The sequence below is a fragment of the Metabacillus flavus genome, from assembly GCF_018283675.1.
In the GTDB taxonomy this organism is placed as follows: Bacteria; Bacillota; Bacilli; order Bacillales; family Bacillaceae; genus Metabacillus_B; species Metabacillus_B flavus.
In genome coordinates this window covers 1,958,060-1,978,173 of sequence record NZ_JAGVRK010000001.1, presented here as the reverse complement: position 1 = coordinate 1,978,173, position 20,114 = coordinate 1,958,060, and the positions used below count along the sequence as shown (strand labels likewise).

30 protein-coding genes are annotated in these 20,114 nt (G+C 41.9%); 8 read left to right on the top strand and 22 right to left on the bottom strand.

Going from position 1 to position 20,114, the window contains the following annotated elements:
* Window positions 1–20 precede the first annotated feature (20 nt).
* From J9317_RS10160 to J9317_RS10130, 7 genes are all read right to left on the bottom strand, one after another.
* Window positions 21–653 carry a response regulator transcription factor gene (locus J9317_RS10160; protein ID WP_211558302.1) on the bottom strand — a complete coding sequence of 211 codons (633 nt, stop codon included), beginning with the start codon at window positions 651–653 and terminating at the stop codon, window positions 21–23.
* Window positions 650–1,699: a sensor histidine kinase gene (locus tag J9317_RS10155; protein ID WP_211558301.1), complete on the bottom strand. Its 1,050-nt coding sequence runs from the start codon at window positions 1,697–1,699 to the stop codon at window positions 650–652. Before J9317_RS10155 ends, J9317_RS10160 begins: the two co-directional genes overlap by 4 nt.
* On the bottom strand, window positions 1,696–2,463 hold the full coding sequence (gene liaF / locus J9317_RS10150; RefSeq protein ID WP_249292113.1) for a cell wall-active antibiotics response protein LiaF: 768 nt from the start codon (window positions 2,461–2,463) through the stop codon (window positions 1,696–1,698). Before liaF ends, J9317_RS10155 begins: the two co-directional genes overlap by 4 nt.
* Before the next feature lie 30 nt (window positions 2,464–2,493).
* Complete coding sequence (locus J9317_RS10145; RefSeq protein WP_211558300.1) at window positions 2,494–3,141, bottom strand: PspA/IM30 family protein; 648 nt, start codon at window positions 3,139–3,141, stop codon at window positions 2,494–2,496.
* Between the two features lie 18 nt (window positions 3,142–3,159).
* Window positions 3,160–3,510 (bottom strand): lmo0954 family membrane protein, encoded by a 351-nt coding sequence (locus J9317_RS10140; RefSeq protein ID WP_211558299.1) that lies wholly within the window; start codon window positions 3,508–3,510, stop codon window positions 3,160–3,162.
* Window positions 3,511–3,977: 467 nt separating this feature from the next.
* Complete coding sequence (locus J9317_RS10135) at window positions 3,978–4,595, bottom strand: class F sortase (RefSeq protein ID WP_211558298.1); 618 nt, start codon at window positions 4,593–4,595, stop codon at window positions 3,978–3,980.
* On the bottom strand, window positions 4,570–5,370 hold the full coding sequence (locus J9317_RS10130; protein ID WP_249292112.1) for a DUF4397 domain-containing protein: 801 nt from the start codon (window positions 5,368–5,370) through the stop codon (window positions 4,570–4,572). The genes J9317_RS10135 and J9317_RS10130 overlap by 26 nt, the downstream gene beginning before the upstream one ends.
* Before the next feature lie 323 nt (window positions 5,371–5,693).
* Between J9317_RS10130 and J9317_RS10125 the strand changes: the two genes are divergently transcribed.
* Window positions 5,694–5,993 carry a HesB/YadR/YfhF family protein gene (locus J9317_RS10125; RefSeq protein ID WP_211558296.1) on the top strand — a complete coding sequence of 100 codons (300 nt, stop codon included), beginning with the start codon at window positions 5,694–5,696 and terminating at the stop codon, window positions 5,991–5,993.
* On the opposite strand, the gene J9317_RS10120 is transcribed toward J9317_RS10125, so the two are convergent.
* The 7 genes from J9317_RS10120 to acnA all read right to left on the bottom strand — a co-directional run bounded on the left by J9317_RS10120 (window position 5,990) and on the right by acnA (window position 11,161).
* Window positions 5,990–6,307, bottom strand: coding sequence for a hypothetical protein (locus J9317_RS10120; protein ID WP_211558294.1), 318 nt, complete (start codon window positions 6,305–6,307; stop codon window positions 5,990–5,992). The genes J9317_RS10125 and J9317_RS10120 overlap by 4 nt on opposite strands.
* A complete protein-coding gene (locus tag J9317_RS10115; protein ID WP_211558292.1) occupies window positions 6,307–6,732 on the bottom strand; it encodes a YbgC/FadM family acyl-CoA thioesterase in 426 nt (141 codons plus the stop codon). Before J9317_RS10115 ends, J9317_RS10120 begins: the two co-directional genes overlap by 1 nt.
* 416 nt (window positions 6,733–7,148) lie before the next feature.
* The gene (gene tlp, locus J9317_RS10110) at window positions 7,149–7,385 is read right to left on the bottom strand and encodes a small acid-soluble spore protein Tlp (protein WP_211558289.1); all 237 of its coding nucleotides are present in this window, start codon (window positions 7,383–7,385) and stop codon (window positions 7,149–7,151) included.
* Between the two features lie 29 nt (window positions 7,386–7,414).
* Window positions 7,415–7,558 carry an acid-soluble spore protein N gene (locus tag J9317_RS10105; protein ID WP_211558287.1) on the bottom strand — a complete coding sequence of 48 codons (144 nt, stop codon included), beginning with the start codon at window positions 7,556–7,558 and terminating at the stop codon, window positions 7,415–7,417.
* Between the two features lie 55 nt (window positions 7,559–7,613).
* Window positions 7,614–7,739, bottom strand: coding sequence for an FbpB family small basic protein (locus J9317_RS10100; protein WP_211558286.1), 126 nt, complete (start codon window positions 7,737–7,739; stop codon window positions 7,614–7,616).
* Window positions 7,740–7,800: 61 nt separating this feature from the next.
* A complete protein-coding gene (locus J9317_RS10095; protein WP_211558285.1) occupies window positions 7,801–8,310 on the bottom strand; it encodes a TlpA family protein disulfide reductase in 510 nt (169 codons plus the stop codon).
* Between the two features lie 124 nt (window positions 8,311–8,434).
* Window positions 8,435–11,161: an aconitate hydratase AcnA gene (gene acnA / locus J9317_RS10090; protein WP_211558284.1), complete on the bottom strand. Its 2,727-nt coding sequence runs from the start codon at window positions 11,159–11,161 to the stop codon at window positions 8,435–8,437.
* A 257-nt stretch (window positions 11,162–11,418) separates the two neighbouring features.
* Here acnA and sspO point away from each other — a divergent pair, with 257 nt between their 5' ends.
* Entirely contained in the window at window positions 11,419–11,568 is a 150-nt protein-coding gene (sspO, locus tag J9317_RS10085) for a small acid-soluble spore protein SspO (protein ID WP_211558283.1), read from the top strand.
* Between the two features lie 119 nt (window positions 11,569–11,687).
* Here the strand turns inward: sspO and J9317_RS10080 are convergent, their stop codons facing one another.
* The gene (locus J9317_RS10080) at window positions 11,688–11,954 is read right to left on the bottom strand and encodes a hypothetical protein (protein ID WP_211558282.1); all 267 of its coding nucleotides are present in this window, start codon (window positions 11,952–11,954) and stop codon (window positions 11,688–11,690) included.
* 116 nt (window positions 11,955–12,070) lie between these two features.
* On the opposite strand from J9317_RS10080, the gene J9317_RS10075 reads away from it, so the two are divergent.
* The 5 genes from J9317_RS10075 (at window position 12,071) to J9317_RS10055 (ending at window position 13,715) form a co-directional block, all read left to right on the top strand.
* The gene (locus tag J9317_RS10075) at window positions 12,071–12,217 is read left to right on the top strand and encodes a small acid-soluble spore protein P (protein ID WP_066099099.1); all 147 of its coding nucleotides are present in this window, start codon (window positions 12,071–12,073) and stop codon (window positions 12,215–12,217) included.
* A gap of 91 nt (window positions 12,218–12,308) precedes the next feature.
* Window positions 12,309–12,695 (top strand): Hsp20/alpha crystallin family protein, encoded by a 387-nt coding sequence (locus tag J9317_RS10070; protein WP_211558281.1) that lies wholly within the window; start codon window positions 12,309–12,311, stop codon window positions 12,693–12,695.
* Between the two features lie 90 nt (window positions 12,696–12,785).
* A complete protein-coding gene (locus J9317_RS10065; protein ID WP_211558280.1) occupies window positions 12,786–13,025 on the top strand; it encodes a spore germination protein in 240 nt (79 codons plus the stop codon).
* Window positions 13,026–13,071: 46 nt separating this feature from the next.
* Window positions 13,072–13,227, top strand: coding sequence for a YflJ family protein (locus tag J9317_RS10060; RefSeq protein ID WP_211558278.1), 156 nt, complete (start codon window positions 13,072–13,074; stop codon window positions 13,225–13,227).
* 62 nt (window positions 13,228–13,289) lie between these two features.
* The gene (locus tag J9317_RS10055; RefSeq protein WP_211558276.1) at window positions 13,290–13,715 is read left to right on the top strand and encodes a DUF2621 domain-containing protein; all 426 of its coding nucleotides are present in this window, start codon (window positions 13,290–13,292) and stop codon (window positions 13,713–13,715) included.
* 447 nt (window positions 13,716–14,162) lie between these two features.
* Here J9317_RS10055 and J9317_RS10050 read toward each other — a convergent pair whose 3' ends face one another.
* The 3 genes from J9317_RS10050 to J9317_RS10040 all read right to left on the bottom strand — a co-directional run bounded on the left by J9317_RS10050 (window position 14,163) and on the right by J9317_RS10040 (window position 15,957).
* Entirely contained in the window at window positions 14,163–14,648 is a 486-nt protein-coding gene (locus tag J9317_RS10050; RefSeq protein WP_211558275.1) for a CcdC family protein, read from the bottom strand.
* A 142-nt stretch (window positions 14,649–14,790) separates the two neighbouring features.
* Entirely contained in the window at window positions 14,791–15,150 is a 360-nt protein-coding gene (locus J9317_RS10045; RefSeq protein ID WP_211558274.1) for a response regulator, read from the bottom strand.
* Between the two features lie 102 nt (window positions 15,151–15,252).
* Complete coding sequence (locus tag J9317_RS10040) at window positions 15,253–15,957, bottom strand: cytochrome c biogenesis CcdA family protein (RefSeq protein WP_211558273.1); 705 nt, start codon at window positions 15,955–15,957, stop codon at window positions 15,253–15,255.
* A gap of 226 nt (window positions 15,958–16,183) precedes the next feature.
* Here J9317_RS10040 and J9317_RS10035 point away from each other — a divergent pair, with 226 nt between their 5' ends.
* A complete protein-coding gene (locus J9317_RS10035) occupies window positions 16,184–16,363 on the top strand; it encodes an aspartyl-phosphate phosphatase Spo0E family protein (protein ID WP_211558272.1) in 180 nt (59 codons plus the stop codon).
* Window positions 16,364–16,421: 58 nt separating this feature from the next.
* Here the strand turns inward: J9317_RS10035 and J9317_RS10030 are convergent, their stop codons facing one another.
* From J9317_RS10030 to tkt, 4 genes are all read right to left on the bottom strand, one after another.
* Window positions 16,422–16,625 (bottom strand): hypothetical protein, encoded by a 204-nt coding sequence (locus J9317_RS10030; RefSeq protein WP_211558270.1) that lies wholly within the window; start codon window positions 16,623–16,625, stop codon window positions 16,422–16,424.
* A 402-nt stretch (window positions 16,626–17,027) separates the two neighbouring features.
* Window positions 17,028–17,249 carry a YneF family protein gene (locus J9317_RS10025; protein WP_035411641.1) on the bottom strand — a complete coding sequence of 74 codons (222 nt, stop codon included), beginning with the start codon at window positions 17,247–17,249 and terminating at the stop codon, window positions 17,028–17,030.
* Between the two features lie 85 nt (window positions 17,250–17,334).
* Window positions 17,335–17,784 (bottom strand): sporulation inhibitor of replication protein SirA, encoded by a 450-nt coding sequence (gene sirA / locus J9317_RS10020; protein ID WP_211562264.1) that lies wholly within the window; start codon window positions 17,782–17,784, stop codon window positions 17,335–17,337.
* A gap of 212 nt (window positions 17,785–17,996) precedes the next feature.
* Window positions 17,997–20,006, bottom strand: a complete 2,010-nt coding sequence (tkt, locus tag J9317_RS10015; RefSeq protein WP_211558268.1) for a transketolase — start codon at window positions 20,004–20,006, stop codon at window positions 17,997–17,999.
* Between the last annotated feature and the right edge of the window lie 108 nt (window positions 20,007–20,114).

Sequence of the window (20,114 nt, the reverse complement as noted above, 5' to 3'; positions counted from 1 at the left end):
CTTGTGAACGGGCTCATTTGTTAGTGAATCAATTCGTTTTTGAATGCGTAAATGACAGCCTGGGTGCGATCATGGACTTCCAGCTTGCTTAAGATATTGCTAACATGGACCTTTACCGTTTTCAAAGCAATGAATAACTCATCCGCCATTTCCTGATTTGATTTTCCCTGAGCCATCAAGAGCAAAATCTCCATCTCTCTGGCTGTCAGCCCATCATGAAGGTGCGAATCTTGAGGCTGCCTCATTCTCTGCATCATTTTTCCGGTTACCTCCGGTTCAAGGATGGACTGGCCTTTATGGGTTTCGCGGATGGCTCTCGCAATTTCGCTCGCCTTTGAGGTTTTCAGCATATAGCTTGCAGCACCAGCCTGAAGAGCGGGGTAAACTTTTTCATCATCCAGAAAGCTTGTTACGATGATTACCTTTGCTTCAGGCCAATCTCCGATAATTTTACGAGTTGCTTCAATCCCGTCCATTTCCTTCATAACAAGATCCATTAGTATAATGTCAGGCTTCAGCTTGAGGGCAAGCTCGTATGCTTGCAGCCCATCCTCCGCCTCTCCCACAATTTCAATATCCGACTGAGCATTTAAATAAGATGAAACCCCAATTCTGACCATTTCATGATCATCTGCAAATAAAACGCGTATCACAATGTCTCTCCTCCTGTTTCCTGTTCAAGCAGCGGAATTCTAACTTCTAAGCGTGTTCCTTTGTTCGGCAAACTGATAATTTTCACAAGTCCCCCGAGTTCTGCTGCCCGTTCTTTTATATTCTGCAAACCGTAGGAGCCGGTTTTTGTCTGCTCTACATTAAAGCCGATGCCGTCATCGGTTATCCTTAAGATGGCCATCTGCTCCCTGCTGATGAGCAGCACCTCAAGCTGGTCCGCTTTGGCATGCCTTAATGTATTGGAAACAGACTCCTGCAGGATTCTGAATAAATGATCCTCCACCCCTTTAGGGAGTGTAAAAGATTCCAGTTTCCACGTCACAGTCATTGGGACTTTATGTATGAGCTCTGAAAGAAGCTCTTCAATTCCTTCTTCTAAGGTTTTGCCCTTCAGTGCGGCCGGACGCAGATGCAGGAGCAAGGCCCTCATTTCAAGCTGTGATTGATGAATCATTTGCTCTGTCAGCTTCATTTGCTTCTGGGTCACTTCAGGACTGCTTTCTCCCTCATTGATTGCCGACATCAGCATGGATGCCGCAAAAAGCTGCTGGCTTACGGAGTCATGCAGTTCTCTGGCCAGTCTTTGGCGCTCAAGCGAAACCATCGCCTGTACCTGTTTTTCATGATCAACAGCTTTTTCATTAGCAGACTTTTGAAAAATTTTTATTTGTTCAGTTTGCTGTTTGTTCAGCCTGCCCAGCCCATCCCATATTTGCTGCAGCTCAGGTAATGAAGGCTTCTCAAATTCGGCGTTTGTATGTTTCCCGCTCTCAAGTTCCTGTAAATATAAGTTCATCATGTGCAGCTGTCTTTTCAGACCAAACCCTGAAAAAAGTCCATAGCAGGCACCAACTAATATGCAAAGCAGCAGTGCGAACAAGATAAACGGAAGGTCTCCAATTTCTCTTTCCCATAGGCTGGACCAATTATCGGGAGGGAACCTCATAAACCAGACACTGAATAAGGCAATAAACAGCATCAAGGAAAAAATGACTCCTGAAAAAATGTGCCGGAGCAGAGTGCTCATTTGCGTCTCACCTCGATATCCCCAACAAGTAAAGACGTGCAAATCTTAAGTTTTTCCTTCGCATCCTTATAAGCCTCTGTTTCAAGAAAAATTGTTTTATTCATCTTTCTGGACTCTTTGTAATCCAGAACGTTCACCGCTCCTGCCATTACAGAATGCTTCAGGGAAACCTCTAATTCATAAGGGATATAAATTTGAACATTTCCAATAAAACCGCGGATAAATATGACGGCCTCCTCTTTTGGGAGAACCGTATTGGATAAATCAATGACGGTGTCGCCAATCCCCGTTTGAATGTTAATGTCCTGCCATTCATAAATGTCTTTCGGTGTCTGCTGCCTTCCAAAAAGAATATTACTGAGAAGCGGCTTCTCCATGACAATACCTTCAACTGGATCTTTATCAAGCCGGATTGCGCTCTCAGGCTTAATCATCTGAGGTTTTTTCTGGCTCTGTACATACTGGAAAATGGCATATCCGAGCATAGCCAAAATCAAAAATTTAAAAGCCAAGGTATTAAGGAGAGTCAAAGTAAAAAAGATCATTCCAAACCAGAAGAGAAATTTCCCTTTGGAACGGGGCATTTTTTTCCGCCCGAAGTAGATACATCCAATGGTGATGACTAGAAAAAAGACATATCCTCCATCATGAAATGTGAACTCCAGCACTAAAAGGGCGATCCCGATAAGCAGGAATAAGTTAATGGTTTCGGTTTTTAGTTTGTCAAAAATGGCGATCGCCTCCTTATTGTGAAAAAGGCGCAATTCTGCGCCTTTTTAGGATACCACGATTATTCAGGATGGAGAATTCGTTTTTTGTAAGTTTAATCCTTTTTCAAGAGCATCGGTTTTTGCATCGATCGTGCTTCTGTAATAATTGGTTTGTACCTGGTATTCAAGGCGATCGATATATCGTTCCATTTCTTCAAACCGGCTGGATGATGCGATTGATTCTTCTGAAGACTTCAGAACTTTATTCATTTTCGCTTGAGCCCTTGCGTTGTTCTCCCTGCCCATTAATTCCAGTCTTCTTAAATTCATATCCTTCAGCTTGTGCTTCATTTCTTCATATCTTTGTTCAAGCTGTTCAAGCTGCAGAGATGCCTCACTTAATGATTGGGATAAACGGTGCTCCCGGTCTGTATATTGCGCATATTCTTTTTCAGCAAATTGTTTCAGCTCTGTTTCGCCTGCCTGATCAGCCACTTCAGCCTGATGTTTCCTTTTAGCAGCCATTCTGCTCGCTTCCTGAAGCTCTCTTTGAAATTCGTCTTTCAGCTTATATTGTCTTTCAACAAGACCTCTTACTTTTTCTGTCTCTTTTTCGCATTCTCTTAAATACTGGTTGAGCATAGCAATCGGATTTTTCTCCTCTTTATGATCAAGGATCTCATGCAAATCAGCTGTGATGCTATCTTTTAATCTTGTGAACAAATTAGACATTTTGTTTTCCAGCCCTTCTTATTTGGATTTATTGATTTCAGACCATTGAGATTCAAAGTTGACAAAAGGATCATCTGAACGGTGTTCACGTTCCTGCTTTGTTCCTTTTAAGCTTTTTACAATCTTGATTAATGCGTAGAATGCAGCAAGGCCGATAATGGCCGGCAAATTAGAAGCCGATGCACATAAAGCAATAAAACCGACTATGGCCCAGAGGATTTTCTTACCAGTTGAATCTGTTTTCATAAATCCTTTAAATGCAAAGTACAGAATAGCTGCGCTTATAGCCAAACCAATGATATGCCCTGTATTGGCAAGCAGTATCATACCTGCTATGAAAGCAGCTGCTATCAATCCCGCTTTTTTCATTTTTTTCATCTCCCTTCATGTATCTAGCTTACCTTTCGAGCGGTTTTCCCATAATGATCCAGGGCCATATTTTCGTATAAGACTTCAGGCGTAGCCTGATTTAGACTAAGGTTTAATGCGGTTATTACGTGTTGTTTCTAATTATTATGATTATTTAGAACATAGTTTATTTAGAGGTTTAATTAGTGAAAAGATCAAAATGCTCTTTAGGGGTAAATAATAGGAAAAAGCCCCATAAAGGGACTTTATAGGCCTAAGCTTAGAATATTCTATCGCTAATCCGTTTCGTCAGCGTTTACCGATTATGCGCCTTGCAAAATACGAGATTCCCTTATTATAGTAAATGAAATTCGGTGGCTGCCGATCATGCTTGCAGAATGCTTTTAAACTTTATAAAACTTCTCCCTCCCATCATCTTTTCCATTACGAAAAAGAAAAACCTTCTTCCATCGGGAAGAAGGTTTTGTTTAGCTGTTTTTAAGTTTTGTATAAACAACAAGCCGTTCAAGATGTGTTTCTTTGCGTTTGTCATACGTTCCGGTGCATGTAATCAGATTGAGTCTGGGTTCATTCGTCCGGCCGAATATGGATTGGATCGGTGCACGTTCATAAGGGTATGATTCAACCTTTTCAACAACGAACGTCCGTCTTTCCTTTTTTGCATCCAAAACGGATAATTCATCTCCGCTTTTCAGTTTTTTCAAATTGAAAAATACGGCAGGTCCCGTTTTATTATCGACATGGCCGGCAATGACTGCATTACCGGCTTCTCCAGGACGAGCTCCCTGCTTATACCATACTGTATTCTGATCATCCTTTGGAACATCCATTGTTCCATCGCTGAGGAGACCGGCTTTCTCGACCTTTGTATTGATTCCCAGTGCAGGAATCGATAAGGTTTCAGGCGTTAAGCCTTCCCCAAGCTTTCGAACAGGTGCTTGAGAGCTTGAGGAAGCCTTCAAAGATTTAACTTCAATCGGTATGCTTTTTACTGGCTGAGGCATTCCTTCTTTTTCCTGAGCGCCGCTGCATCCAGCCAGGAAAAGAATAAGAATCATGTTACTGAGCGCTTTTTTTCTTACCATAAATAATAAGAGCTCCTAAACCCGCGGCTGCTGCAAAAATGGCCCAAGGTGCAGTGGATTGCGCAGTTTCCGATGTTCCTCCCATACCAGTTTTCGGCATTCCGGCCGGCATCATTGGATCTTCCAGGACGATGGCATCAAGTGCTGGATCTTTTTCAAGAAATCCGACAGCAAGAATCGTGTACGTCATATTTTCCTTCAATTCAGTTCCCGCCAGATCAAGGACTGAATCCATGGAATCTGCTGCTCTTACTTCAAGATCATAGCTTCCCGGATCTACTTCCATATATTCAGTAACCCCTTTGAATTCAGCTCCTGGGAAAAGTACATCTCCGTCCTTCACCGCTACATCAACAGCCGGTGCATCAGGTGAAAAATGACCTACACGGATTTTTGATTTTCTTTCTGATACCATTGTGTCATCATTCAGGACTTGCAGTTCAAGATTATCAAGGGTATTAATAGCGGCAGCTGTATACATTTTACCTGCTTCAACTGTCAGATCAGTTGAGATGACGGGTTTCCCCTCTTCTACTGTTCCTGCTGCGTAAATTTCTACTTTATGGTCTCCTGCTGGTACAGCCATGAAGTCTGTGGCAGCTTTAAATTCAGCGCCCTCCACAACCGTTTTCCCATCTACTGTTACATCAACAGCAGGAGCATCCGGGGAAGCATGTACGATTCGAACCATTGCATCTTTTGATTCTGCAGCCAATGCTGCGTTTCCCATTAATGCAAATACGAATACAATTGCCATCATCGCTAATTTTTTCAACCTGATCTCTCCCTCAATTTTGTTTTATTTGCTTTCCTGGATAATCTTGAAATGCCCTCCCTTCTCAACTTTATGTACAAATCTTATACAATTATTGTACATATAGTCAAAACCTAACGTGCTTTGACAGCACACTCCGATTATTACCGATTTTATTTTTATTTGTTGATTATTTAGAACATGATTTATTTAGAAAATTTATCAAAGAATTCTTAATTGTGTTTATTTAGATCACTGTTTCTTTAGATCCCTTGATTGAATGATTAGCCTTTCTCACTTGCATTCGCTTATAATAAAGAAATCATGGATAAAGGAGTGCTGGCATGAAAATTAAAGTGAATGAAGAAGCTGCTAAATGGTACCAGGATGAACTGCATTTACAGGCTGGAGACTCCGTACGGTTCTTCGTCCGTTATGGAGGATCAAGTACCATTCAAAAAGGGTTTAGTCTTGGTGTAGCGAAGGAAGGTAAGGAAGATGCAGGTGCATCTATAGAAGCAGAGGGTATTGACTTTTTTGTGAGTGAACGCGATTTGTGGTATTTCGATGGAAACGATTTGCTCGTGGAATTCGATCCAGATCGTCAGGAACCGATTTTTGACTACAAACAAGCCGCAGACTAATCTGCGGCTTGTTCACTGAGTTTGAATTTTTTGATGATCTCTTCCATCCCATACTTTTTGAGAATCATTAATTGCCTATCGCCCATTAAATCAAAATGATGGTAGACGCTTCGGCGATCGATCCATTCTGCCTTTAGCCCAAATTGTTTCCCCCATGCTGCTAGCTTCTGTAAATCGCTGCAGCCTGCTTTCGTTACCGAATGGGAGGAAGGAAAACGTTCATCATGCCAAAAATGAGTTATAAAGGCGATATCGCCTTTATCAACGGCTTCCTTCCATTGCTTCAGTTCACTTCTTTTTATTCCAAATGCCATTAGCCTTCACTTCTTAACGCATTTTTGTAAGCAGCATCCCAGTCTGGAAAGGTTTTTTTAATATTGATGGGGCGAAACGTGTCCTTTTTTACGCAGACATGGGAAGAGACGGCTCTGATGGCAAGCTCTCCGGCTGGTGTGTACATTTCATATCCATAAACCACTTTAACTCCGGTATATTCCTGTACCCACGTATGTATGGAAGCTTTTTGGCCATATTTTAACGGTTTTTTGTATTCTACATTCAAGTCGATCACAGGGGAAAGAACGCCTTGTTCTTCCATGCTGGCATAGGAAAAGCCCAAATCCTCTATAAGCTTTGTTCTGCCTATTTCCATCCAAACTAAGTAGTTGGCATGGTAAACGATTCCCATTTGATCTGTTTCTGCATATCGAACATCCACTTCAGTTTTTGATGTAAACATCTTTCTCTCTCCTAACTGCTGCTGTCTTAACTCCCCATATATTTTATCATGTCCAAAACGCTTGAACAAAAGAAGTACCTTGATCACCTTATTAATGTGCTTTTAGAACATTGTTTATTTAGTAAAAAGAATTAACTTATCTATTGATTTTTGCTTCAGCCTCCTTTTATAAGGACTCTTTTACAAAAAGCTCTGTTAAACTTAGCTGTTGATTGCAGCTAGCAGCCGTTCGCTTTCCGCGGGGCGGGCTGCTTGAGCCTCCTCGCCGCTTTGCGCCTAAGGGGTCTCACCTGTCCCGCTGCTCCCGCAGGAGTCTCACGCCTTCCGCTCCAATCAACAGGTGTCAAAAAATCAACACCATGCTTTAACAGAGCCTTAAAAAAAAAAGAACCGGCATAAAAGCCGGTTCTCACTTGTTATTTTGTTTCATATCCGCTTTCGCGGGCATGTGCTTCATCCTGAATTTCAGATCTCATCGCAGCAATCGAATCTTCTCTGCGCTTGTTCTTTTCTTCAATCTCCCTGCGGTCTTTTTCATTTGCCATAGCCAGTGAGTCATGTGCTTTTTCAATATTTTCGATTGTATTCTGAACCATATCCTGCAGCTTTTCCACGTTATCTGAACGGTCATCTGGATTCGATTTGTAACCCATTGCTCTCACCCTCCGCATTTGTATTGTAATTATTCCCCTTTGGTTTGAATAACCTGGGGATGCTGGCCTGATTTATCCTGCATTTGCTTGCCTTTGTTTCCTCCGAACCCTCTTGACTTTGTGCCAATGTGATCGGGATTAAATTGTTTTGGCTTATTATTGGAATTGGTCATAAAAATAGCCTCCTTCCGATAATTATCTTTTCCGGCTGGAGGCAGTTTCATGAATTTATTTTTCTGTAAAACGCTGTTCAAGCTTATCTTCAATTTTATCTAAAAATGCTTCATCTTTCAGCAGCTCTTTTTTATTTTCCATGACCAGTTCTTCGAATGACAGCTTTTTGATTTTTCTCAAAAGCTTACACCTCCATATGTATTAGCGACAGTATAGCCAATATACTTGCCGTCTATACATATCAGGACTGGACAAAATCTTTGAGTGTTTTGTAATCCACCATGTTCCTTTGAACTTTTTGAATAACCCCTTTTTCATCCAAAAAATACGTAGTCGGATAGCTGAATACTTTGTATTGTGTCAGCACATCTGCTTCAGGATCCATTAAAACTGGAAATTGCATTTTTTGATCCTTCACGAATTTTTTAACAGAGCTTTCGTTGGCTTCTGAAACTGTATAATTAACGGCAAGGATGACAACTTCCTGATCATATTCAACTGAGATTTCTTTCAATTCAGGAATTTCTTTTTTGCATGGCGGACACCAGGTTGCCCAAAAATTGAGAATGACCTTTTTTCCTTTATAATCGGAAAGCTGAACATTACCGCCGTCAAGCTGAGGCAATGTGAATTCAGGAGCAGCATTGCCTTCCTCAAGCCCTACCGGCGGTTCTTTAGGCCATAGCGCCTGCCAAACAGCAAAAAGGATTAAAACCGCTAATATGGACATCGCTGCAATGCGTTTCGTCATGGCTTTTCCCCTCTTCGTCCCATTTCTATTTAATATGTATGCATCTATTTTACTTTAAAAACCAGAAAAAGGACAATCCACAGAAACGAAAAAAGACAGCCATCGGCTGCCTTTTCCGTTTAAATTAAGCTTTTAGTTTGCCGCGAAGGACCATTGGAAGAATCCCGCCGTGGCGATAGTAATCAATTTCAACTTCACTGTCAAAGCGGACAAGTGCTTCGAATTCAATGGAGTTTCCTGCTTCATCTGTCGCACGAACTTTTACATGATCGCGAGGTTTAACGGATTCTCCAATTGATACTTCAAATACTTCCTTCCCAGTTAAACCAAGTGAATCAGCGCTGTCTCCATCTTTAAATTGAAGAGGAAGAACGCCCATTAACACAAGGTTGCTTCTGTGGATCCGCTCGTAGCTTTCTGCGATGACTGTTTTGATTCCAAGGAGAGTTGTTCCTTTTGCAGCCCAGTCACGGGAGCTTCCCATACCGTAATCCTTACCGCCAATAACCATTAAGCCGGTTCCATCCTGCTTGTATTTCATGCAAGCCTCATAGATGGATGTTACTTCGCCTGTTGGCCAGTAAGTTGTATAACCGCCTTCTGTGCCAGGAGCAATCTGGTTGCGGATCCGGATGTTTGCAAACGTTCCGCGCATCATTACTTCATGGTTACCGCGGCGGGAGCCATATGAGTTAAAGTCTCTTGGTGAAACGCCTTTTTCCTGCAAATAACGTCCTGCAGGCGTATCTTTGCCGATTGAACCAGCTGGAGAGATATGATCCGTTGTAACGGAATCTCCAAATTTACCTACAACTCTTAGAGCTGTCAGCGGCTTAACAGTTCCTGGCTCTGGAGACATTCCTTCAAAGAATGTAGGAGCTTGGATGTACGTAGAATTTTCATCCCATACATATTGAGCTTCATCCGTTGTTTCGATTTCATTCCAGCGGGCATTGTCGTCAAATACGCGATCGTATTCTTTACGGAAAAGCTCCGGTGTAACGGTTTTTGCCACAACTTCTTTAATTTCTTCAGAAGAAGGCCAGATATCCTGGAAGAATACGTCATTTCCGTCTTTGTCTTTTCCTAGTGAATCACTTTGCAGGTCAACGTTTACCGTTCCTGCAAGAGCATAGGCAACGACTAGCGGCGGTGATGCCAGATAGTTCCCTTTCACTAAAGGATGGATCCGTCCTTCAAAGTTACGGTTACCGGACAGGACAGATGTAATCAGTAGATCAGCATCTGCAACAGCTGTTTCGATTTCCTCTGCAAGCGGACCAGAGTTTCCGATGCATGTCGTACAGCCGTAACCAACTGTGTTGAAGCCAAGCTTCTCAAGGTAAGGCATGAGGCCGGAGTTATCAAGGTATCCCGTTACAACTTTAGATCCCGGTGCAAGAGACGTTTTGACATATGCAGGCACCTGAAGTCCTTTTTCGACGGCTTTTTTCGCCACTAAACCTGCACCAATCAATACATACGGATTGGAAGTATTCGTACAGCTTGTGATGGCAGCAATTGCGATCGCACCTGTTTTCATAACCGTTTCTTCTCCGCTTGCAAGCTTAACAGTTACTTCTTTGTCCATATCCTTTGCTTCCAGTCCGAAGCCTTGGTTTCCGAAAGGAGCGGACAGGTGGGAGTGGAATGTTTCCTTCATTTGAGAAAGAGGAATCAAATCCTGCGGACGCTTTGGACCGGAAAGATTTGCTTCAATTTCGCCAAGATCGATTTCAACAACATCTGTGAAAATCGGATCCACTTTATCCGGTGTGTAGAAAAGGTCATTTTCTTTGGAATAAGTTTCAACTAAATCGATTTGATCTTCATCGCGTCCTGTCAAGCGAAGGTAATTAAGGGTCTCGCCGTCAACCGGGAAGAATCCGCAGGTTGCACCGTACTCAGGCGCCATGTTTGCAATCGTTGCACGGTCAGCTAGTGGAAGCTCCGGTACACCAGGACCGTAGAATTCTACGAATTTTCCTACAACACCTTTTTGACGAAGAACTTGGGTTACTTTAAGCGCCAAATCTGTGGCAGTTGTTCCTGAAGGCAATTTGCCGGTTAATTTTACACCGATTACTTCAGGTACAGGGAAATATGAAGGCTGGCCAAGCATTCCTGCTTCTGCCTCTATTCCGCCTACGCCCCATCCAAGGACACCGATTCCGTTAATCATCGTTGTATGGGAATCCGTACCGACTAAGGAATCCGGATAAGCAATCGTTTCTGAATCTTTTTCTGCCGCATGAACAACATTCGCCAGGTACTCAAGGTTTACCTGATGAACGATACCAGTTGCTGGCGGCACCGCGCGGTAATTATCAAATGCTTTTTTAGCCCAGCTCAAAAACTTGTAACGTTCTGCGTTGCGCTGGAATTCAAGCTCCATATTGAATTGAAGTGAATCCTCTGTACCAGCTTTATCAACTTGAACAGAGTGGTCAATGACAAGATCTACCGTAATCTCCGGATTGATTTTGTCAGGGTCGCCGCCCATTTCAGCCATTGCTTTGCGTAGTGAGGCTAAGTCTACAACCGCTGGAACGCCTGTGAAATCCTGAAGGATTACGCGGGAAGGCTTGAATGGTACATCAATTTCCTGCTGCTCGCTTGTTCCCCATTTTGCAAGGTTTTCAACGTGTTCTTTTTTAATAACATGGCCGTCTACCTGTCTTAGCACAGATTCAAGAAGAACCTTGATGGAATAAGGCAATTTTGTAACCTGCCCGATCCCAGCGTCTTCAAGCGCTTTCAAAGAATAGTAATGATACGTTTTGCCTTTTAAGTCGAAGGTTTTACGTGCTTGAAATACATCTTGATTATTCAGCTGCTGCTGTTCCGTCATGTGTTACTCCCCCTTAAAGCTGTTATCGACCAAACGTGTCGAAAACGGTTACTTTGAACCGTCACAAACTTCACAATTCAATCTTAATACAACTTTATACATAAGTAAATATCAATGATGTTATTGAAGAATATAAGAATTTCTTATAGATGTGATCATTCTTTATTTTCTTAAAATAAAAAAATCTTTCCTGCATGTTTTGATTTTGCATGATTACGCTCTTCATGTAAAAACTAATGATTAAGGGGGTGCTGAATATGGCTAAACGCAAGGCTAATCATCTGGTTGAAGGTATGAACTCAGCCAAGGCACAGGGAAGCGGTGCTGGTTACAATGAAGAATTTCAAAACGAACCGCTGACAGCTGAACAGCGTCAGAACAATAAAAAACGCAAAAAAAATCAATGACGTAAAACCTCCATGCAGATTCCAGATTAGTTAAAGCAGTAGCTGGAGTCTTGAGGTTTGTTCCCGAAATTCCCGTATAAATACAAAAACCACAGCTTCCGCTGTGGTTTTTTAGGTTACTAAATTTCATCCACTTCATTAATTTCCTGAACAATCTGGTTGATATCCTTTTGAAATGTCTCCAGCTGGCTGCGCTGATGCTCGGAAGCAACTTCAAGTGCATTTTGAATTTGTGCATTCGTCTCATTGACTTCTTCTTTTAAATGCTTAAGCTCAGAACCGTAATCCTTGCTCGTTGAATCCAATGTCTCGAAATGGCTTTTCGTTTCCGAAGCCTCCTGCTGAGCTGCCTGGAATGCCTGCTGCTTATTCTTATGGTATGGCATCTTCATTCCTCCTTCACCTTGCTTTTTTCTTCTCATATCTTTTCCTTTTGCGTTAAATGTATGCACGAATACTCCGCTGATTCAAGCAGAAGCTAACAGGAAAGGAGGAGATTCAATTGACCAATAAAAACACAGGCAAAGATATGAGAAAAAATGCTCCAAAGGGAGATCAGCCCGGACAGCCTGAACCGCTTAGCGGCTCTAAAAAAGTGAAAAACAGAAATCATTCCCGCCAGAAACACAACAGCGGACACGATATGTAATTTTCTCTCCCTCCATTAGGCCCTTCCATTCACTAATTAACGGCTTCTGAATAAAAATAATGAAAGGTATCTTTTGGAGGGTATGATTGAAATGAATGATCCTAAACGGTCTGGCGCCTCTGGTTTTGAAGGGCTGGATCAATGGTTCGCTCAGTTTTTAGATGATCCTTTTTCGAATGGGTTTGCAGATTCATTCCGAACCGATATTTATGAAACAAGCGATCAGTACATTATTGAAGCTGATTTAACCGGTATTCTGCTGGACCTGATCACAATTACAAAAGGGAACAGCTGCCTCACAATCCGAACCCTGCTCCCTGAAAAAGAAGCGGTGGTTTTTCTGCCCTTCTGCCTGAATAAAAGGGAAATGTCTGCTTTATACACTAATGGAATTCTTGAGATCATGATCCAGAAAGAAGAACAGCTAAACTCTCCATTCCCAAATAGCAAGCTAACTATAAAGCCTAAACAGAGATAGCCGTCTCTGTTTTTTTCTTTTGTAGTCAAGCGCTTATACCGTCCCTTCAGCCTGTACATATACTGCTAAAAAAACAGGAGAGATCATACTTTGGGTGTGTATATTAAAAGTCTCGTCATTAATGAAGTATCCGGAGGTGTCGTTCACTTCGGAAATGCGGTGAATGTAGGAACGATTTCTGCTTCAAAATCAGTGGAGGGCAGCGGCAGCGGCTCCATGGAAGAAACATCCCAGCCCCCTTCAGCCCCATTAACCTTAAATATAGCTCCTTCTGCTCCTGCAGCAATGAATACTGGTTCAAACGCACAGCGGCAAAGCCGTTCTAATTAACTATCTAAAAGCATATTCTCTCTGAAAAAGAAATGGGGTTTTCAAGATGGCATATATGGGTTCGAAGGGATGGTATATTTCAGAGCTTAAGAAGGCGGGAATTACGAAGCATCCGGTTGACCGGAGAAAACTTGAATCGTATAAAACATATGTAATCAGGAAGATCTGGCTAACTGCGCTTAGTGGAAATGAAAAAGCTTGACCTCTTCCCATTCGTTTTCATGTATAATAAAAGCATAAATGGAAACAGTTGGGGTGAAGAGGATGCTTGACGGCTGGTTTCAATGGTTTATTGTTTTTTGGGTATTCTTCCTGATTACGATGCTCTCTATAGGCGGATATTTCATGTTTAGAAAGTTTTTAAAGCGCTTGCCGAAAGAGGACGGAAAATCAATATTGGACTGGCAGGATCATTATATTCAGAAATCCCGCCATCTTTGGGATCAACAGCAAAAGGATCTGCTCGAGGATTTAGTCTCCCCTGTACCGGAGCTCTTCAGAGATGTGGCCAGGGAGAAAATCGCCGGCAAAATCGGCGAGCTTGCCTTACAAGAAAAAGCACCATTCATCACTCAGGATCACGTTATAAGAGGATATATATTGGCTACACCTAAGAGAGACCATAAGTTTCTGATTAAACATCTAAAGGAAAAGCAAATCAATTATCAGATGTACAAGGCTATGTTTTAAAGAACAAAAGCGCAAGCGCCTTTAAGTAATGAAGTTCTGCTATATCCCGACGTTCTGTCGCCCCTCAGAATTGACACGCATCCTGCGGGGCTTATGACCTCAAGGGGTAGGCGCTGAAGCTGGAGGAAGCTACACCCAGTAAAATTTTAGCACTTTGAGTCATTTTATTATTTTAGTAACAAAGAAAGGGACTGTATAAATAGTCCTGCTAAGAAGAAATGATGAAAACCCCGGAACGCTTTGTGCATTCCGGGGGTTTCGTTTTTCAAATAGTACTTGGACCAATTATGGGTTAGGCTGATTGGAGTGGAACGTTCGAGACTAGCTGGACAGGCGAAACCCCGCCAGCAGGTCGCCTGAGCATCCTGCAGTGAAAATCAGCAAAAACCAATCCAATTTCAAGCAGCAAAAGCAGCTTTGAAAACTGATTTTCTGGACAGCTCTTTTTTACGTCGCTTGTGTATTTGGCGGATTGATCTGATTTTGGATTTTTTTATAGGACATGTACATGGCAATTCTCCAAGGTACAATCATACCAAAAGCAAGCAGCCAGAACATCCCGCTAAGAGCACCGACATCAATGGAAAGACTTAAGAATGACTTTAATACCACACGCAGCGCCAGCAAACCAATTAAAATAAAAGCAAATGCCTTGGATCGCTTTAAATAAATTTCATTGTCGCGAATTTCAAACTTGCTCGTTTTGATGAGAAAAATAGAAAAAAACATTCCAGCAAGAATGGCTTCCCAAAATTCAGCAACAGTTACATGAAAAAACGGAAAAATAAACATTAAGGCTCCTGTACTCATGAATAATGGCGGCAGGATGATTTTTTTAGCAGAGGCAGGCTTTCTGGAAGCTCGCATTCTTATTACTAAAACTATCGTTCCCATGACAACCGCCAGTATGGTAGAAATGATTATTAAATCCATGGTTCATCATCCCTCTTATCTTGATCCTTCTATTATAAACCAATTTACTCAAAGTTAACATATGACAGGGGTTTGCCAAGCATACCTTTTTCTCATAAAATGAAAAATACCATTTAGATCAATTCTAAATGGCATGTATTGGTTAGCCCAGTACCCGCTCTACCGCTTCAAGTACCCGGCTGGAATCGAAGGGCTTGATTATAAAATCTTTGGCTCCTGCTTCAATAGCCTCTACAACCATTTTCTGCTGGCCCATAGCTGAACACATGATTACTTTTGCAGAGGGGAACTCTCCCATAATCTCTTTCAGTGCATCCAGTCCATTTTTCTCCGGCATTGTAATATCAAGTGTTACTAAATCCGGTTGCAGTGTTTTATATTGGCTGACCGCTTCAATGCCATTTTCGGCTTCCCCTGCTATTGTGTGGTTGGCTCCTTCAAGAACATTAGTCAATGTAACTCTCATAAATTTGGCATCATCAACGATCAGAATCCTCGCCATGTTACCCCTCCCCATAATGCTTCGCCTTCATCTGTATATCATTATAACAGAAAGAAGAGGAAAAAGTAGTAAATTCGACTTATTCCCTAAAAATTTATAGGTCTAAAACCCTGTAAAACCTGTCAGTTTTGTAAAATAGTTGATAATAGCCGACATACCGTCGAAGAAGAGGAGCAATCCCATTGCAACCATAATGCCTCCCCCAGCTTTCATAAATGAGCCAGTATGCTTTTTTATCCAGTGCATCTTGCCGATAAAAAAAGCTAAAATGAAAAACGGGACTGAAAATCCCAGCGTATAACTAACCATATATAGCAGCGCAGATTCCGGCTGGGAACCAGCTAAACTCATAACCGCTGTCAAAATGGGACCAACGCAGGGAGACCATCCCGCAGCAAATCCAAGCCCAATCAGAACTGACCCCGCATATCCTGCAGGCCGATGCTTGAATTGAAGTCTCCGCTCCTTCAAAAGGAATTTTGGAGTTAAAATTCCAAGCGTCACAAACCCCATGAAAACAATTAAAATTGCTCCCAGCTGCCTCAGCAAATCTTGATAGTTAATAAAAAAGCTCCCAATAATGGATGTACTAAAGCCAAGAGCCACAAAGATCACAGAAAAACCAACCAGAAAAAAGAGTGTATGAAGCATGCTCTGTGTTCTGTGCATTCCATGCTCCGATTTTAAATCCTGAACAGAAACCCCGGTTATGTAAGATAAAAACGCCGGGTAAACCGGCAGGCAACAAGGGGAAACAAAAGAAAGAAACCCCGCTCCAAATGAAAGCATTGCATTTAAATCTGCCATCCTCATCCTTCTCTCTACATTATCCTTTTTTAAATGTACCACATCCGGAAAGATTACGAATAAATATTTCATTTTATGTCATTCATATGTCAATTTTCTTACACTTAAAACTACTAGGTTTTAGGAAGCTCTATAAAAGCTTATAATTAACGAAGATAATTCCATCAATACCGATAACGTTTTCCCAAGCGAAATGCAGCAGTTTACATAGAAAGGATACATCGCAGTGACAAAGAAGGATATGCTTAAAGAAATAGAGCGAAAACGAAATGAACTTAATGAAATCGTCAGTAAAAATGGAATGAGTTCAACGGTCACTATCCAATACAGCCAGGAACTTGATAAAATGCTGTATGAGTATCAGCAGTTTATTCTTCCTCATAACAATCAGCAGTATATGCATTAATAAAGAAAGGGAGTGGCGCTAGACAACGGCCATTCCCTTTTTCACTGCGCCTTATCCTTTATTTAATATCTTCCGGTTTTCGTTTGACTCCATAAAATTTTACGATTCCTGTACTGGTAACTTCCTTTGCATATACCCGGACAGTGTTCATATTGACTGTAATGAAATCTGATTGCATCATAAGCTGTGCTATTTGAAGATCCACTGTATCATGGAATTCGTCACTTTCATCGATAATCATTACAATTTTGATTTGCGGCATCCTTACACCTCCTCCTAATCAACTATTCGTCAATCAGCAGGAACAACCTTTTTGTTTCATGATGTTCTATATTCTTTTTGGATAAATCTTCTGAATCAGAATTGTGGAGTGTTTCACATCTCCCTCTGCTTCAGCAGGCTTATCACACTTTCCTTTTCAATCAGCCTGAGCAATTCTTAAGCAAAGAACCTGTTTGGAAACCATTCTCACATGAAAAAGGGCCAAAATAAAAAACCGCCCTCTATTGGTTTTCTGACCAATAAAAAGCGGTTCGGTGTTTGTTTGATGAAAGATTAAGCATACATAAGTCAAATTTCAGATGAATGGCTCACTCTGCGTTCAGCGTTATGCAAACAATTAGAGTGACTATCGTTAAAGCAAAGAAACATCAGCTGGAATGGGTTATTTAATCTGCTGACTATTCATCGCTTTCATCATTTGATTGATTTTTTTCTGGGATGGTTTCATTCCCATTTGCATCATCATCATACGCAGCATTTGTTCATTAATTGGCGGATTCTTTTTCAAATAGCTCATCATGTATCTCCGGGCAATAAAGAAGCCCAGCGCCACGCCGCCCAGAAGAGCAACTATAATCAGTGTTATGCCTAGCCATAAAGCCATGGTAGTTCCTCCTTCAAGTTCTCTCGTTTACAGTCTACTAAACCCTTCGATATTATACAATAATTCCTGCATAATTTCTGCTTTTTTAGACAAATTTTCTTTCTGATATCGGGTTCAGCCAGCCATATCGATGGGCTTGGAAGTCCATCGCGAGAAAACAGGGGTTCATTTTTCGGAGAATTTCAAAAAAAATCGTCTCAGCTTCATAGCTGCCTTGAGCGTCGATTTCAAGATACCGGTCCTTCACTAGCAATGTAGCCTGGCCTGCTTCACCATTCAGGATGATTCGATGCAAATGCCCTAACTGCCGGTAGCCTTTTCTCATTGTTAAAAACCCGGTCAGGAGCTGATGAATTTCTTTAGACGGAATTGCTTTTGAGATATATTGCACCTGGCGATCCAGCAAATCATAGGAACCGTCATGGATGCTTGTCCATTGAAAATTTTGAATCAGGTTAAAGATCTTTGACTCTTTTCCAAAATAATGGCTTGCGAATTCTTCTTCTATTAAATATACATAATAATGCCTCATAATGAACCCCTCCTGCCGATGCAAACTCTTTATCCTAATTATACGGAATCCGGTTTGAAGAAGAGTGTCTAAATGCGGAGAGAGGAAGCACTATTTATGTCGAATGAATAGATTAAAAACCACAGCCTTTTGCTGCAGCGAAAAATCAACTAGATTGGGGGTATACATAGTGTCTACAAAATAAGGAGCCTGCAGTATGCAGGCTCCTTTGTGGCTTATTTATTCAGCAATGCTTTAACGCGTGCTACGATATTTTCTGGAGTGAAGCCAAACTCTTTCATAATCGTTTCTCCAGGTGCAGATGCACCGAAACGGTTAATTCCAAGAACGTCACCTTCATCTCCAGTGTATCTTTCCCATCCAAGCGGAGAAGCAACTTCGATCGCTAAGCGCTTTTTAACATCCTTAGGAAGGACGGATCGCTTGTAATCTTCGGATTGTTCTTCAAAACGTTTCCAGGAAGGCATGCTTACAACAGAAGCATCGATTCCTTCTTTAAGAAGCGCTTTTTGGGATTCAACTGCAAGACCCACTTCAGAACCGGAAGCAAGCAGGATAGCATCCGCCATTTCTTTTTGTGAAGGTGATACAACGTAAGCACCTTTCTCCACACCCGTACCGGACAATTCTGCAGAGTGCTCAAGCGTTGGAAGATCCTGTCTTGACAATACAAGAGCAGTCGGACTAGTTTTAGATGTAACCGCAAGCTTCCATGCAGCAGCCGTTTCGTTTCCATCCGCTGGTCTGATCACATCAAGGTTCGGCATCGCTCTTAATGAAGCAAGCTGCTCAATCGGTTCATGAGTAGGTCCGTCTTCCCCTACTGCAATACTGTCATGAGTAAATACGAAGGTTACAGGCAGGTTCATTAAGGAAGCCAGGCGGATAGAAGGACGCATGTAATCGGAGAATACGAAGAATGTTCCTCCAAATACTTTTAATCCTCCGTGAAGAACCATTCCATTCAGTGCTGCACCCATGGCAAACTCCCTTACACCGAACCAGATATTGCGTCCGCTGTAATTGTCAGCAGTGAAATCTTCTACGTTTTTGATTGTTGTTTTATTGGATCCCGCTAAGTCTGCTGAACCGCCGAACAGGTTGGGAACATTTTTAGCTATGGCATTCATCACTTCACCAGAAGACGCTCTGGAAGCAAGTCCTTTTCCTGTTTCATACACAGGAATATCTGCATCCCATCCTTCAGGAAGTTCGCCATCAATTGCGCGTGTAAGCTCCTCTGCAAGCTCAGGGTACTCTTTTCTGTAGCTGTCAAAAAGGGCATTCCACTCGTTTTCCGCCTTTATGCCATCCTCTTTGATTGTTTTCGCGAAGTGTTCATATACTTCGTCCGGCACATGGAAATCTTTATCAAATGTCCACTTGTAAGCATCTTTAGTCAGCTTTGTTTCTTCTGCTCCAAGGGGTGCCCCGTGAACGCCAGAAGTACCGGCACGGTTAGGTGAACCAAATCCGATTGTTGTTTTGACTTCTATCAGAGTTGGCTGATCTTCATTTTGCTTGGCAGCAGCAATAGCACGGCCGATTTCATCTGTATCATTTCCATCTTCGACACGGATAACCTGCCAATTCATTGCTTCAAAACGCTGCTGAACGTTTTCGCTGAATGAACGGTCAAGATCTCCATCAAGAGAAATATCGTTTGAATCATAAAGAACAACCAAACGTCCAAGCTTCAAGTGACCTGCAAAAGAAGCAGCCTCTGATGAGATTCCTTCCATTAAGTCTCCGTCGCCGCAAATCGCAAATGTATGGTGGTCGACAACATTAAATGAGTCTTTATTGTATGTATGTGCAAGGTGACGTTCTGCCATAGCCATTCCTACCGCCATTGCAATTCCCTGGCCAAGCGGTCCAGTCGTTGCATCTACGCCAGCTGTATGTCCATATTCAGGATGTCCAGGAGTTTTGCTTCCCCATTGGCGGAAAGATTTTAAATCTTCCATAGAAACATCATAGCCTGAAAGGTGAAGCATGCTGTAAAGAAGCATAGAGCCATGTCCAGCAGAAAGAACAAAACGGTCACGGTTGAACCAGCTTGGATTCTCTGGATTTTGTTTCATATAATCTGTCCACAACTTGTAAGCCATCGGGGCAGATCCCATAGGCATTCCCGGGTGACCGGAGTTTGCTTTTTCAATTGCATCAATAGATAGAGTCCGGATTGTAGCAATGGACAATGAATCAATAGTAGATAATGTCATTATAGACCATCCTTTCGTTTGAACAATTTACCCTCTTATCATATCCGTACAGCTCAAATAGTACAACCAATAGGCCTGTTTAAATTAAACAGGCCTGCTATAGAACTT